This is a genomic window from Chromobacterium subtsugae (genome assembly GCF_035919665.1).
Taxonomy (GTDB): domain Bacteria; phylum Pseudomonadota; class Gammaproteobacteria; order Burkholderiales; family Chromobacteriaceae; genus Chromobacterium; species Chromobacterium subtsugae.
Genome location: NZ_CP142381.1, coordinates 4,413,333 through 4,426,921, shown reverse-complemented (window position 1 = coordinate 4,426,921; position 13,589 = coordinate 4,413,333). Strand labels below are relative to the sequence as shown.

Below are 13,589 nucleotides of genomic sequence, written 5' to 3'. Positions count from 1 at the left end.
ACCGTCCGTCGCCGCTGCCCATCCGCCAGTCCCCGCGAGGGGGCGCATCCCGCTGCCCGCCAGGCGCCTGGCGGGCTTGTGTTGGGAGGTGGTTCGGAGGACTTCAGGGCGCGGAAAGAGAGCCGCCTGCCTGCCATGCGAGCAAGTCTCCCATTTGGGTTTCGTTCCAGACGCGGATGCCGTGCTGTTCCAGCAGGCTGGCGGCCACGCCTTGGCCGTCGCTTAGTACGGCGGCAAAGCTGCCATCATAGATCTGAAGGTTGCCGCAGGATGGGCTGTTGGCTTTGAGGAGGGCGGCTTGGCAGCCTTGTCGGCGCGCGATCTCCAGCGCGCGTCGAGCGCCGTTTACGAAAGCCTGGCTGACATCCTGGCCCTGTCGGGTCTGAACGCTGGCGAGCCCTTGCAACACCGCGGTGCCATCGCCATGACGGATTTCGGCCGGTGGCCGTGGTGTCGGCAGGCCGCCCAGGCACTCGGGACAGGCCGGGACGATCTCGAAGCGCTGGCGCAGGGCTTCCCAGTCGGAGGGGGCCATGGCTTTGGCCTGGCCATCGTAACGGACTGGCTGCCCCAGCAGGCAGGCGCTGACCAGCAGGCGCGGTTTTTTCATTTCAGTCTTGTCTCCAATAACGCTGCCAATTGGCGCACGGCCGGGTGGATGGTGTGGTCGGCGATGCCGGCATAGCCCAGCACCAGGCCGTTGCGGTCGGGCATTTCCAGGAAGTGGCGCGCCAGCGGCCGCAGCCATAGCTGTTGTTCCGCCGCCGCCTGCTGCAATTCCCATTCGTCGAACCCCCGTGGCAGATCCGCCAACAGGTGCATGCCGGCTTCGCCGCCATGCAGAGGCAACGCCTCGCCCAGATGCTGTTGCAGCGCGAGGCGCAGCAGCTGCTGCCGGCGCAGATAGAGTTCGCGCATATTGCGGATGTGGCGCGCGAAGTGGCCTTGCTCGATGAAATCGGCGACGGCGGCCTGCTGCAGATAATTGCTTTCGCCCTGCAGTCTGGCCTGGCAGCGCCGGTACGGGTCGACCAGCTCCGGCGGCAACACCAGATAGGCGAGCTTCAGGCCGGGAAACATCACCTTGCTGAAGGTGCCGACATAGATCACCCGCTTGTCCTGATCCAGCCCTTGCAGCGCGGCCAGCGGCGCGGAGGTGTAGCAGAATTCGCTGTCGTAATCGTCTTCGATGATCCAGCTGTCGTGGCGGGCCGCCAGCGCCAGCAACTCCAGCCGGCGCGGCAGGCTCATCACCGCGCCGGTCGGATATTGATGCGAGGGGGTGACGTAGATCAGCCGCGGCGGCGGCGCGGCGCTATCCAGCACCATTCCCTGTGGGTCAACCGGCACCGGCTGGCAGCGCAGCGCCGCCGCCTGCATGGCGGCCTGCGCGCCGGTGTAGCCGGGCTCTTCCAGCCAGGCGGTGTCGCCGGGCTCGGCCAGCAATTGGGCTAAAAGGGTCAAAGCGTTTTGCGCGCCTGAGGTGATCACCAGCTGCTCCGGGCTGCAGTTGACCGAGCGGGTCAGGTGCAGGTATTGACTCAGGACGCGGCGCAACTGGGGCAAGCCGCCCTGATGCTGGTAATGCAGCCATTCCAGCGGCGCCTGTTTTTGCCGCCGGCTTAGGCATTGCCGCCATTGCCGATGCGGAAACTGCTCCAGTTCCGGCAGGCCGGGCACGAAGGCGCCCAGGCGGCCGGTGGGCAGCCGGCTGGCTTCGGCTAGGCGTTGGCCGCGCGCCGATAGTTGCCTCATTTGAGTGCGGGGCTGCGCGAGAGGAATGGCAGCGGCGCTGAAGGCTTGGCCGACATAGGTGCCTGAGCCATGGCGGCTTTCCAGATAACCTTCGGCGGCCAGCTGATCGTAGGCTGCCAGTACGGTATTGCGGCCGATCGCCAGATCGGCGGCCAGCGCCCGGCTTGCCGGCAGCGCGCTGCCGCTGGCCAGTTTGCGCTGGCGTATCAGTTCGCGCAGCAGCCGATAGAGCTGGCGCGCCAGATGGTCGCCGCCATCGCGGCGCAAGCGAGGCTGCAGGTACTCGCAGATCCAGGCGGAGTTCAAAGTGGTTCTATCCAGTGAATGAAAGTGGAGCTGTTTGGATGATGACTTTCTCCGTAGCATATCAGCATTGCTATCTGGAAAAGGAGACCGCAGCATGTTGAGCCAACAAGCGTTTTACGCCGCCAAGCTGGCGTATGAGATCGATGCCGCCGACGTGGCGCAGGCGCTGGCCAGCGGCGATCCATCCTTGGTGCTGATCGATACCCGCAGCGCCGGCGCGCATGCCGAGGAAACGATACCCGGCGCGCTCAGCCGCCCGCACCGCCTGATGACTGAGGAGAGCTGCGCCGATCTGCCGCGCGATGCGACGCTGGTGGCTTTCTGCGACGGCATCGGCTGCAATGGCTCCACCAAGGGCGCGCTGAAGCTGTCGCAACTGGGCTTCAAGGTGAAGGAGCTGCAGGGCGGGCTGGACTGGTGGAAACGGGACGGCTACGCCACAACCCGGGACGCCGGTTGCGGCAAGGAGGTGTGCGATGCTTGCTGATGCGCGCCAATTGATGCAGCCGGCCGAGCTCAATGCGCTGGGGCAGTCGGTGGGTTTGCCGGTGCCTGGCTGGGATGGCGCCTTGCATCCGCCGCGGCGCACGCTGGCCGGCGCTTGCTGCCGGGTGGAGCCGCTGGATGCGGCCAAGCATGCCGGCCAGTTGTTCGATGCCTTGCACCAGATGCCGGGCGGCGCCAACTGGACTTATCTTGGCCATGGACCATTCTTGGTCTTCGAGGACTGGCTGGCGTGGCTGGGCGACAACGTCGAACGCGACGATCCGCAGTTTTACGCCATCGTCGATCAGGCCGACGGCGTGGCGGTGGGCCTGGCCAGCTATCTGCGCATCGCCCCGGCCGATGGCTGCATCGAGGTGGGGTTTCTCAATTTCTCGCCGCGGCTGCAGCGCAGCCGGCAAGCGACCGAGGCGATGTATCTGATGATGCGCGAAGCGTTCGCGCTCGGCTACCGCCGCTACGAATGGAAGTGCGACGCGCAGAACGAGCCGTCTATCCAGGCCGCCCTGCGGCTGGGCTTCACTTTCGAGGGGCTGTTCCGCCAGGCGCGGACCAATAAGGGCCGCAATCGCGATACCGCCTGGTTCTCCATCCTGGACCACGAATGGCCGGCGCGGCGACAGGCGCTGGAGCGTTGGCTGGCTGCGGACAATTTCGATGAGCAGGGCCGGCAGCGTCAGTCTTTGGCCGACATCGCCGCTGGCGGCGGCGCATGAACGCGCAGGCCTGGCCGCGGGCCGAGTGGCGGGAGCTGTCGGCAGCCCGGAAGCGGAATGCGCTGGGGCAGGCGGTTGGCTTGCCGCTGCCGGATTGGGCGGGCGCCGCGCCTCTGCCGGGCGGCACCCTGGCTGGCCGTTACTGCCGGCTGGCGCCGCTGGATGCGGCGCGCCATGGCCGGGATTTGTTCGATGCCTTGTGCCGGAGCGAGGAGGCGGCCGGCTGGACCTATCTGAACCAGGGGCCGTTCGCCTGCCTCGAGGATTGGCTGGCCTGGCTGCGCGGGCAGCCGGCGCGCGTCGACGCCCGTTACTACGCGATTGTCGATGCGGGGGATGGGCAGGCGCTTGGCCTGGCCGGTTTTCTCGGCATCGCGCCGGCGGATGGCTGCATCGAGCTGGGCGGCTTGCATTTCTCCGCGCGCCTGCGGCGCAGCCGGCTGGCGACCGAGGCGATCTACCTGATGCTGCGGCATGTTTTCGAACTGGGCTATCGCCGTTGCGAATGGCGCTGCGACGCGCAGAACCAGGCTTCGCTGCGCGCGGCCCTGCGGCTGGGCTTCACGTTTGAGGCCTTGTGGCGGCAGCGGCGGGTGGCTAAGGGGCGCAACCGCGACGCCGCCTGTTTTTCCATCATCGACCAGGAATGGCCGGCGCGTCGGGCGGCGCTGGCGGCCTGGCTGCGGGAGGACAATTTTGACGGCGGCGGCGCGCAACGTTGCACTCTGGCGCAGATTGTTGCAATGCAGGAGCGAAATCGCGCCGCGGGCTTCATGCCGGCGGTGGGCGGCGCTACAATGGGTGCCTGTAACCGTTGATAGTGTCGCCTGATGAAATCTTTGCCGCGCAATGCCCGTATCCGGGGAGAGCCTTTCCTGCCCAACCGCTTCATTTTCGGCGACGCCGTCGATGAGCAAGGGTTGGAAGGCGCCGAGTACCTGGTGCATACCGAGTCCCCCGCCTTCATCTGCAGGCTGGTGGGCAATGACGATACCGACTTCCCCGGCCGCGAACGCGACGGCCTGGCGAGCGCGGTATTGTTCGATGAGGCGGAGAACCTGACCGTCTATGTCTGCAATCTGCGCTTGCGCCTGTTCGATTTCAATTTCTATGGCGAGATCGAGCCCAGCGTCGGTGAGTTGCAGGAAATCTGCGACGAGGCGATGCGGACCTACCAGAAGCTGCACAAGGCTTACGCCGAGCGCGACGCCGCCGGCCCGGAGCCGCGCGAGATGCGCACCGGCCCGACCAAGCCCTTGCCGCCGGCCGAGCGCCAGCAGGCTATCAGCCAGTTGGTGGACAAGGCGCGCCAGGCGGTGGGCAAGCCGATGGAAGGCATGCAATTGGCCGCCGCGGTGCAGATGGCCTTGATGGCCGGCGACCAGGCGGTGTTCACCGAGGCGCAGCTTTCCTTGCTGGCCGAGCCGGCTGCGCGCCAGCTGCTGGTGGACAGCGCGCGCGACGCGGTGGCCTTCCCCGAGGTGATCCGCCAGGATGGCACCGTGGTGTCGTTCGAGCTGTGGGCGCTGCCGTTCGCGTTTTCGCGCAGCCAAGGCGGCGTGTGGTGGCATTTCCCGCGGCTGGAGCAGCTGGAGGTGGCGCTGGCCGACGCGCTGGAAGTGCCGGAGAAATCGATATTGTGGATTTCGCCCACCTTGTTCACCGTGGACATGCTCAATGAGCGCGCCTGCCAGGACATGGTGCAACTGGCGCCCATCATGGATGCCGGCTGCGATTTCGCGCCGCTGAATCCCGAAGCTTCGCGCGCCACCTACGAGGCTGCGCGCAAGACCAGCGAGCCGCAATTGGTGATGGCCTGGATTCCCTTCCTGGTGGAGCGCGGCGCGCTGCCGCCGGACCGGGCGCGGCGCTTGGCGCGCAAGGCGCTGGACGCGTCGATGCCGCTGGTGCAGCAGGCGATCGCCGCCGAAATGGAATACGGCGAGGCCGAGCTGTTCGCGCCGCTGCCGTGGTGGGATGCCTTGGCCAGCGGCATGCACGCGTGGAACCGCAAGCGCCTGGGCGTGTCGGCGGCCTTGCTGGCCACCAGCCAGGGCGGCATAGACAAGCTGGAGGCGGTGGCCGAATACCAGCCGGAAATCCAGGGCTACGAAGTGGCGCTGCGGGTGAAGGGCAGCGAAGAGATCGCGGCGCGGGTGCCGTGGCTGCTGGTGCCCGATGTGGCGCCGGACCGTGACGCCAGCTGGAAGGATTTGTCCGACTGCCTGCGCGAGGCCGGCGTGCCGCTGTCGCAAAACGTGGCGCGGCTGCACTAGCGGCAGCATATGAAAAAGGGGCCTTGAGCCCCTTTTTTTCTTGCCGGCTATTTCTGCCAGTAGGTTTTCACGTTGACGAATTCATATAGGCCGAATTCGGACAATTCCCGGCCATAGCCTGAGGCCTTGACGCCGCCGAATGGCAGGCGCAGGTCCGAACTGGTGTGGCGGTTGATGAATACGCTGCCGGCTTCTATCTGGCGGGCCAATTGCCAGGCGCGCTCGCTGTCGGCGCTGTAGATGCTGGCGCCCAGGCCGAAAGGCGTGTCGTTGGCCAGGCGCAGCGCATCGGCTTCGTCGCGGGCGCGCAGAATGCTGGCCACCGGACCGAAGACTTCCTCGTGATAGACGCGGCAGGATGGGTTGACATGGTCTAGCACCGTGGCCGGGTAGAAGAAGCCCGGGGTATGCGGCATCTGGCCGCCTAGTTTCAGTTCCGCCCCATGCGCGCAGGCATCCAACACCTGCGCGTGCAGCGCTTCGCGAAGGTCGGCGCGGGTCAGCGGCGACAGCGTGGTGGCGGGGTCGTGCGGATCGCCGGCGCGGAGTTGGGCGGCTGCGGCGCAGAAGGCTTCGACAAACGCTTCGGCGACTTCCGGCACCACGATCATCCGCTTGGCGGCGTTGCAGCTCTGGCCTGCGTCGCGGAAACGGGAGTTGGCGGCATCGCGCGCGGCGGCGGCGATATCGGCGTCGGCCAGCACGATGAAAGGATTGCTGCCGCCCAGTTCCAGCACGGTTTTCTTCAGATGCTTGCCTGCCAGCGCGGCGATGACGCGGCCGGTGTGGGTGGAGCCGGTGAAGGCGACGGCATCGCAGCCGCGTATCGCCTCTTCCACCAGGTCTGGTTCAATCCAGGCCATCTCCAGCACCGACAGGCCGGCTTCGCGCGCGATATCCAGCAACAGCTGGCTGCATTGCGGCACCGAGGGGGCGGGTTTGACCAGGCAGGCATTGCCGGCCATCAGCGCGGGAATCGCGAAGCGCAATACCTGCCATACCGGGTAGTTCCACGGCATCACGGCAAGCACCAGCCCCAGCGGCTCAAACGCCACGCCGCTGCGGCTGGCCTGGGTGGGAATCAGCTGGGACTTGAGCAAAGATGGCGCCAATTCGGCGTAATAACGCACTAATTGCACGGACTTGTCGATTTCAGCCAGGCACTCGGGCGTGCGCTTGCCCACTTCCTGGGTGACGAGCTCGGCCAGGGCCTCGCGCTGGAGCGATAGCCGGTCGGCGAAGTGCAGCAGTTGGTCGGCGCGCTGGTCCACCGTCATGCGCGCCCAAGTTTGCTGGGCCCGGCGCAGCGCGGCCTGGCTGTGTGCCAGGGTGGTTTCGCTCCAGGCGGGGCGGGTGAAGGAGACTTCTCCGGTGGCGGGATTGCAGCTAGTGAAGGCGGTCATGGCCCTGCCGTAGGCAAAGAACTAAATGTAACAAAAAAAACGCTGCGGGACAGCCATTGCGGGGGATTTACGCCTGCTGCGGCATCGGCCGGCTAGAGAGCGGAATCACTAGGGGGATATTTTGGCAAATTTAATATTTATAGATTTATTTAATAGGGCAATAACTGTCCGATAGGACAGATTCAGTTCTTTCGTACTAGTTTTACATTTGCTCCTGCCTGACGGACAACCAAAATTAGGAGGCTTGAGTGAAAAAGTTCTACTCGTTGCAATTGGATGGTTTGGTGTTGGACCGGGTCGAAGACGAAAGCACGATGCTCGACCTGCTGGCGTTCAGACACAAGATTTTCCGGGAGAATCTGCGTTGGCTGCCGGTGTGCGGCAATGGCTTGGATAGGGATGAATACGACGCCATTTCCGATAATCTGGCGATCTGCCTGGATGGCCAGGTGGTGGGGTCGGTCAGGTTTACTCCGGGAACCGAGCGTTATATGTTGGAAAAGGACTTTTCCAGGCTATTGGTGCCGGACGAGATTTTGTACAAAGGGGGGGCAAGCGCGGAGATCTCGCGTTTCGCGGTGGACACGGAAACGCTGGGCAGGAAACTGACCGCTTCCGCTTCCCGATTGCTGTATCTCAGCTTGTGGCAATGGGCGGAGTGGAACGAGATCCGCTGGATGTATTTCGTGGTAGAGCCGTCTATGTACCGCCGGCTGGTCGCGCTTGGTTTCCCCATCCGGCCCGTGGGGGTCCCGCGACCGCTTGACGGCGGAGTGCTGTCCATGGCCGGCTATTTCGACTGGGGCCAGATCCGCGGCGAGGTCATTCGTTCGCTACGGTCGAGGGTGGCATTGCCAGATGCATGCCCAGCACAATGGCGTGAGTACGATTATTCGCATTGAGCTTGCGTATCACGTTGGCGACGTGAAACTTCACCGTCCTTTCGCTGATGTCCAGGATGGTGGCGATTTCCCAGTTGGTTTTGCCGCGGCTCATCCAGTGGAAAATGTCGTATTCGCGCTGGGATAGCGGCATGTTGCTGGGCGAGGCCGGCGGCAGGTTGGCGACGCGGATCGCCGCCTGGTGCAGATGGGGCGTCAGGCAGTTGAGCATGGCGACCAGCGCGGCGTTGCGGCCGGGCTCGCGTCCGGCGATGGACAGGATGCTGCCGATGTTGTTGCGTTCCGACGCGGCGCTGAAGGTGATACCGCTGCCCATGCCGTTTTGGGTGGCTTCGGCGATGAAGCGCTTTTCCTCGGCGCCTTTCGCGCGGTTGAAGCGTTCTTCCCACATGACCGGTCCCTGGCCGAGATGGATTCGCAGTATCGGGTCATGCTGGGCGTAGTTTTCCTTCATGTACTGGTCCAGCCAGTCGCTGGGGTAGCTGACGTTCAGCACGCGTTCCAGCCGCTGGATCTGGTTCTGGTTGTTGAGGCGGCCCAAGGCCAGCAGCAGCCGCTCGGAAGGGGCTTGGGACAACACCTGATCAAGGAAGGCCTTGAGTTCGTTCTCGGTCTCGATGTGACCGGCCATGTGGATCCACTCCAGCAAAGTCCATTGCTGCGACGCGGTCAGGCCGGCCGGGAGCGGTCTTGCGTTGATGGGTTTCGAGATCACCATGAGCGAGTCTTCCTTGGTCTTGTGGGTTTACACACGCAGATAGTAGCTTACATGCTCCTTGCATGTAAGACCGGGCTCATCAGAAGTCATTTGAATTGTTGTTTTTTTTCGTCATTGAGTATACCAAACTTGCAGCCGTAAAAATCCTAGGAAAATTACTGATAATTCATCATTTTATTTGTCATAAATTCATCCGTTACAAATGGAAACATGCGAATGGAGTAAATGATTTGACTTTTTGGATGAGTTTCGGCCTGGAAGAGGCATCTGGGGACAGGTTGCGGGGCCGCGGCTGAGAAGCCGCGAGCCGTTGTGATTGTGATTTCAGATGTTGAACTTTGTTCCAGATGAGGGGCTGCAAACGCGCTTATTCAGTGCAATTTCCATTATTGTCGCATGCCGTGCAACGCAACTGGCATAAATTGTAAGCAAAGGCTAATAAATTCTGGCAAGCAAACGCTTAAAAGCGCATAATTGCATCGCATAAAATATCGATAAAGCAGGGTCTGAGGCCGGTCTGCGCGACAGATCGGATGGCGGACCGGGGATGTGGGATTTGCAGATGGTGCGACCGGAGTTTTTGATCACGGTTTGTTTAAATATATCCTTTAATACTGTACAGAATTGATGTAATCTTTTTAAAGAAAATACATATAATTCTGCGGACGGTTGTGCTTGCCGCCCTCCGGCCATGCCCGGATACGCGCAGGCATACACGCCAGTTCAGGAATCGCCCCGCTTATGGATACCTTAAAAGCACTCATGGTCTTCATGACCACGGCCGAAAACGGCAGCTTCTCGGACGCCGCGCGCAAGCTCGGCGTCTCGCCCGCCGCCATCAGCCAGAGCATTGCCCGCCTGGAACAGGAGCTTGAAGTCCGCCTGTTCAATCGCACCACCCGGCAGTTGACGCTGACCGAGGACGGGCGCCGTTTCTACGCGCAATGCCGCGGCCCGGTCAACAATCTGGACTCGGCGATCAACCAGCTGAAGGCCAGCCGCGACGAGCCGGCCGGCCATCTGCGGGTCAGCATGCCGAACTCCTTCGGCCGCCGCTTCATTCTCCCCATCATGGGCGAATTTTGCGAGCGTTATCCCAAGGTCAGGGTGTTCTTCGGCCTGGACGACCATTTCAGCGACCTGATCGAGGACGGCTACGATGTCGGCGTGCGCACCGGCATGATGCCGGACAGCCGGATGGTGGCGCGCAATCTGGCGCAGATGCCGCTATACGTGGTGGCGTCGCCGGAGTATTGGGACCGCCACGGCCGGCCGTCGTCGCCGGAGGAGTTGGGCGGCTACGACTGCATCAACTTCCAGTTTCCGACTTCGGGCCGGCTGTTCAAGTGGGAGTTCGACCGCAAGGGCGAGCGCATCCCGCTGGAGGTCAACGGCACTTATACGCTGAACGACATGGAGGCGGTGGCCGAGCTGGCCCGCCTGGGCATGGGGGTGGCGCAGCTGCCCGGCCACGAGGTGGTGCACCTGATCCGCAGTGGCGAACTGGAGCCGGTGTTGACCGACATGGTGTCGCTGGAACGGTCGATCTACATCTGCTTCCCGCACCGCGACCACATCGCGCCGCGCACGCGGGTGTTTGTCGATTTCGTGGTGGAAAAGCTGGCCGATCATCCGGACATCATGGCCGATCTGCCAGGCCTGGATTTGTCGGCCAAGCGCAGCGCGCTGCTGCAGACGGTGGCCTGAACCAACCTCAAGCTGACGAAGCCGGCCCTGCGCCGGCTTTTTTCATGCCTGCAGCGGCGCAGAGGCGGTTTGGGCGTCGCCGACCACCCGGTTGCGGCCGGCCTGCTTGGCGGCGTAAAGATACATGTCGGCGCGGTGCACCAGGCTGTCGGGGGTGTCGTCGTCGGACAGCGTGGCCACGCCTATGCTGGCGGTGACCTGCGGCACCGGCGCGAAGTCGGTTTCCTTCAGCAGCTGGCGGATGCTTTCCGCCAGCGTCAGCGCGCCGGGCTGCTCGGTTTCCGGGCAGATCACGATGAATTCCTCGCCGCCCCAGCGAGCAATGGTGTCCAGCTGGCGCGCCCGCTTCTGCAGCACCTTGCCGAAGCGCTGCAGCACCGCGTCGCCTATCTGGTGGCCGTGGGTGTCGTTGATGCTCTTGAAATGGTCCAGGTCGATCAGCAGCACCGAATACAGCCGGTTGGAGCGATAGCTGCGCTCGGTTTCCCGCTGCAGCATCTGGTTGGCGCGGCGGCGGTTGGCCAGGCCGGTGATGTCGTCGCGCTCGGCCTGGCGGCGCAGCGCCTTGAGCAGGATGAGCGCCTCCCGCAGGCGACGCGCGGCGAACACCGACATGGAGATGGCCAGCGTGAATCCCACCAGCAGCACTTCGTCCAGCGCGCTGTCCGGATGGCTGTGGAACCAGTCGTCCAGCTTGTCGAACAGTTCGAAGTGCACGAACAGCAGGAAGCTGAGCAGATTGAAAAGCACGACCCAGGCCAGTTCGATCTTTACCCGCCGCGTGCTGAACGGCCAGTGCTTCATGGCGCCCCAACTTTGATGCCGGTCTTGCTTCTTGCTAGTCCATCCGGCGGCCCGGGGCAAGCGGCGGCCTCAGTTGGCCATCATGCCGGCCAGCGGGGTCTGGCTCCAATCTATGCTGTCCAGCAGGTTTTTGACGATCAGCCCCAGCTCGGTGTCGCCCTCGATGCGCAGTTTGCGGTGGAAAAACAGGGTGTCTGGATCTTCTTCCCGCAGCAGCATGCGCGCGAAATCACAACAGTTGGCGGCCAGGCTGAGGTCGGGCTCGCCGCGACTGGGGTGAAAGCGCCCCCCATCGGCGCGGAAGTCCAGCTGCAGCCCGGCGTCTTCCAGCCGGACGCGGAAACGCTTGCCGGCCAGCAGCGCCATATCGGCAGGCAGGATGCCGCGCCGGAGCAGCTGGTTGAGGCCGGCGGCCAGCAGCCAGGCGGGCGGCGCGGCGGGCAGCCGCGACAGCAGGGCGGCGGTGCCTGCGGGCAGGGTCAGTTCAGGGATGCGCATCGGAAGTCTCCAGGGGAAGGATGCCGGCCAGGCCGCGCCAATAGCCGTCCACCGGTGCGCCGGGGGCCTGCGGGGCCAGTTCGGCCATCAACGCCGCGGCGTCGCCGTGGCCGTCCAGCATGCGGCGGAAGGCGCTGACCACCGCGGCGGTTCCCTGCGCCTGCGGGCTGATCCGCACCCGGTCCACGCCCAGGGGCGGCATGGCGGGGAGGTGCGGCAGCAGCGCCTGGCAGCCGTCGGACAGCGTCTGGGTGCCGTTGATGGCGAGAAAGCCCTGGCCGTCGCGGGTGGCTAGCCGCAGGCCGTCCGGGTGTTCCAGGCAGCGGAAGCGGCAGTCGTCCTTGTTGAGGTTGTAGTGGCGGGCGGTGAAGCAGCGCGAGGACAGCGCCAGCGGCAGCCGGCCCCAGGCGAACACCTCGGTTTCGATGTCCAGTTGCCGACGCGCGGCTTCTGCCAGGACGGCCGCCAGCGCGTCGCGGCCCATTTCCACCGGCGGCAGCCAGCGGCGGGCGCCCAGGCGGCGCATCAGCGCCAGCGTGTCGGTGTTGTAGATATTGAGGTGATGGCCGGCGACGAAGGGCAGCTTGCGCTCGCTGGCCAGCCGCGCCGCGCCCAGGTCGTTGGCTTCGATCGTGAGCTGGCCGTTGTCGGCCAATCTGGCCAGCCGCTTGAGGTCGGATTCGCTCTCTATCAGCGCCTGGCAGGACAGCACCACTTCATGGCCGGCGGCGGCGAGGTCGGCGGCCAGCGCGATCCAGTCCTGGCCGCGCAGCTGCTGGCGGCGGCCGCACACCACTTCGCCCAGGTAGATGGCGTCCAGCGGCCATTCTGCGGCCTCGGCGTAAAAGCGCAGGATCTCGTCGCGGCTCCAGAAAAACAGCACCGGGCCGAGCGAGAGTTTCAACGGGAGGGGGGGCATGACGGTTTCCATGATGGGTGCGCTCATTTCCATGGCCGGTCGTAGGCGCCCAGCGTCTGCTGCCGCCCTTCGGCGACCTTGGCCAGGCCCTGCTGCCAGGACGGCTGCGGCGTGAAGCGCTGGCGCTCGCGGCCGGCGGCGTCCAGCGCCTCGCGCATGATGCGGGTGACCTGGGCGACATAGGCCGGGCTGCGTTGGCGGCCTTCCACCTTGATGGCGGCCACGCCGGCATCCAGCAGTTGCGGCAGCATGGCCAGCACGTTCAGGCTGGTGGGCTCTTCCAGCGCGTAATAGGTATCGCCCTGCACCGCGAAGCGGCCCTTGCACAGCGTCGGGTAGCCGGCAGGCTGGTCCGGGCCGTACTGGTCGATCAGGATGCCGGACAGCCGGGCGTCCAGACTGGCCGGCGTGTGCCGCCATTCGACGAATTTGGCCGGCGAGCAGACACCGTGGGAATTGGGCGACTCGCCGGTGGCGTAGCTGGACAGCAGGCAGCGGCCTTCCACCATCACGCACAGGCTGCCGAAGCCGAACACCTCGATTTCGACCTCGCTGCGCGCGATCACCTGGCGCACCTGTTCCAGCGTCAGCACGCGCGGCAGCACCGCGCGGCGGATGCCGAACAGCTCATGCGCCAGCCGGATGGCTTCGTGATTGGTGGCCGAGCCCTGCACCGACAGGTGCAGGCGCAGCGCGGGATGGCGGCGGCGGGCGTAGTCCAGCAGGCCGAGGTCGGCCAGGATCACCGCGTCGACGCCCAGGTCGGCGGCCTGGTCCACCGCGCGCTGCCAGCGGCTGATATCGCCGCCCTGCGCATAGGTGTTGATCGCCATCAGCACCTGGCGGCCGCGCTCGCGCGCGTAGCGGATGCCGATGCGGGCGGTATGGTCGTCGAAGTTGAGCCCGGCGAAGTTGCGGGCGTTGGTATCGTTCTTCAGGCCGAAATACACGGTGTCGGCGCCGTTGTCTACGGCGGCCTTCAGCGCGGGCAGGCTGCCCGCCGGGCACACCAGTTCCGGCAGTCGCTGACTGGCAGGCATGGGAAGTCGCTGGTTGAGGAAATGCGGCGACAGTAGCAGAT

General features: G+C 64.8%; 14 protein-coding genes. 6 read left to right on the top strand and 8 right to left on the bottom strand.

Annotated elements, in window-relative coordinates:
* Positions 1–103: 103 nt before the first annotated feature.
* Together U6115_RS21075 and pdxR are read right to left on the bottom strand one after the other, a co-directional pair.
* Positions 104–610 carry a 2-thiouracil desulfurase family protein gene (locus U6115_RS21075; RefSeq protein ID WP_043579845.1) on the bottom strand — a complete coding sequence of 169 codons (507 nt, stop codon included), beginning with the start codon at positions 608–610 and terminating at the stop codon, positions 104–106.
* Positions 607–2,061, bottom strand: coding sequence for a MocR-like pyridoxine biosynthesis transcription factor PdxR (gene pdxR / locus U6115_RS21070; protein ID WP_043579846.1), 1,455 nt, complete (start codon positions 2,059–2,061; stop codon positions 607–609). Before pdxR ends, U6115_RS21075 begins: the two co-directional genes overlap by 4 nt.
* Positions 2,062–2,155: 94 nt before the next feature.
* On the opposite strand from pdxR, the gene U6115_RS21065 reads away from it, so the two are divergent.
* Genes U6115_RS21065 through U6115_RS21050 form a run of 4 tightly spaced genes read left to right on the top strand, consistent with a single transcriptional unit; the run spans position 2,156 to position 5,557 of the window.
* Positions 2,156–2,548, top strand: coding sequence for a rhodanese-like domain-containing protein (locus U6115_RS21065; RefSeq protein WP_043579848.1), 393 nt, complete (start codon positions 2,156–2,158; stop codon positions 2,546–2,548).
* A complete protein-coding gene (locus U6115_RS21060) occupies positions 2,538–3,281 on the top strand; it encodes a GNAT family N-acetyltransferase (RefSeq protein WP_101527488.1) in 744 nt (247 codons plus the stop codon). The genes U6115_RS21065 and U6115_RS21060 overlap by 11 nt, the downstream gene beginning before the upstream one ends.
* Positions 3,278–4,099 (top strand): GNAT family N-acetyltransferase, encoded by an 822-nt coding sequence (locus U6115_RS21055; RefSeq protein WP_076097961.1) that lies wholly within the window; start codon positions 3,278–3,280, stop codon positions 4,097–4,099. The genes U6115_RS21060 and U6115_RS21055 overlap by 4 nt, the downstream gene beginning before the upstream one ends.
* Before the next feature lie 12 nt (positions 4,100–4,111).
* Complete coding sequence (locus tag U6115_RS21050; protein ID WP_043579852.1) at positions 4,112–5,557, top strand: hypothetical protein; 1,446 nt, start codon at positions 4,112–4,114, stop codon at positions 5,555–5,557.
* 47 nt (positions 5,558–5,604) lie between these two features.
* On the opposite strand, the gene U6115_RS21045 is transcribed toward U6115_RS21050, so the two are convergent.
* The gene (locus U6115_RS21045; protein ID WP_043579854.1) at positions 5,605–6,960 is read right to left on the bottom strand and encodes an aldehyde dehydrogenase family protein; all 1,356 of its coding nucleotides are present in this window, start codon (positions 6,958–6,960) and stop codon (positions 5,605–5,607) included.
* Positions 6,961–7,208: 248 nt separating this feature from the next.
* Here U6115_RS21045 and U6115_RS21040 point away from each other — a divergent pair, with 248 nt between their 5' ends.
* On the top strand, positions 7,209–7,862 hold the full coding sequence (locus U6115_RS21040) for an acyl-homoserine-lactone synthase (RefSeq protein WP_047238289.1): 654 nt from the start codon (positions 7,209–7,211) through the stop codon (positions 7,860–7,862).
* On the opposite strand, the gene U6115_RS21035 is transcribed toward U6115_RS21040, so the two are convergent.
* Positions 7,783–8,580 carry a LuxR family transcriptional regulator gene (locus U6115_RS21035; RefSeq protein ID WP_052257945.1) on the bottom strand — a complete coding sequence of 266 codons (798 nt, stop codon included), beginning with the start codon at positions 8,578–8,580 and terminating at the stop codon, positions 7,783–7,785. The genes U6115_RS21040 and U6115_RS21035 overlap by 80 nt on opposite strands.
* A 741-nt stretch (positions 8,581–9,321) precedes the next feature.
* On the opposite strand from U6115_RS21035, the gene U6115_RS21030 reads away from it, so the two are divergent.
* Positions 9,322–10,287, top strand: a complete 966-nt coding sequence (locus tag U6115_RS21030) for a LysR family transcriptional regulator (RefSeq protein WP_043573269.1) — start codon at positions 9,322–9,324, stop codon at positions 10,285–10,287.
* A gap of 42 nt (positions 10,288–10,329) precedes the next feature.
* Here the strand turns inward: U6115_RS21030 and U6115_RS21025 are convergent, their stop codons facing one another.
* The 4 genes from U6115_RS21025 to ubiU all read right to left on the bottom strand — a co-directional run bounded on the left by U6115_RS21025 (position 10,330) and on the right by ubiU (position 13,548).
* Positions 10,330–11,091 (bottom strand): GGDEF domain-containing protein, encoded by a 762-nt coding sequence (locus U6115_RS21025; protein ID WP_052257946.1) that lies wholly within the window; start codon positions 11,089–11,091, stop codon positions 10,330–10,332.
* 69 nt (positions 11,092–11,160) lie between these two features.
* Entirely contained in the window at positions 11,161–11,589 is a 429-nt protein-coding gene (gene ubiT / locus U6115_RS21020) for a ubiquinone anaerobic biosynthesis accessory factor UbiT (protein WP_043573272.1), read from the bottom strand.
* Positions 11,576–12,508 carry a U32 family peptidase gene (locus tag U6115_RS21015; protein ID WP_043573326.1) on the bottom strand — a complete coding sequence of 311 codons (933 nt, stop codon included), beginning with the start codon at positions 12,506–12,508 and terminating at the stop codon, positions 11,576–11,578. The genes ubiT and U6115_RS21015 overlap by 14 nt, the downstream gene beginning before the upstream one ends.
* A 23-nt stretch (positions 12,509–12,531) precedes the next feature.
* Positions 12,532–13,548, bottom strand: coding sequence for a ubiquinone anaerobic biosynthesis protein UbiU (gene ubiU / locus U6115_RS21010; protein ID WP_043573275.1), 1,017 nt, complete (start codon positions 13,546–13,548; stop codon positions 12,532–12,534).
* Between the last annotated feature and the right edge of the window lie 41 nt (positions 13,549–13,589).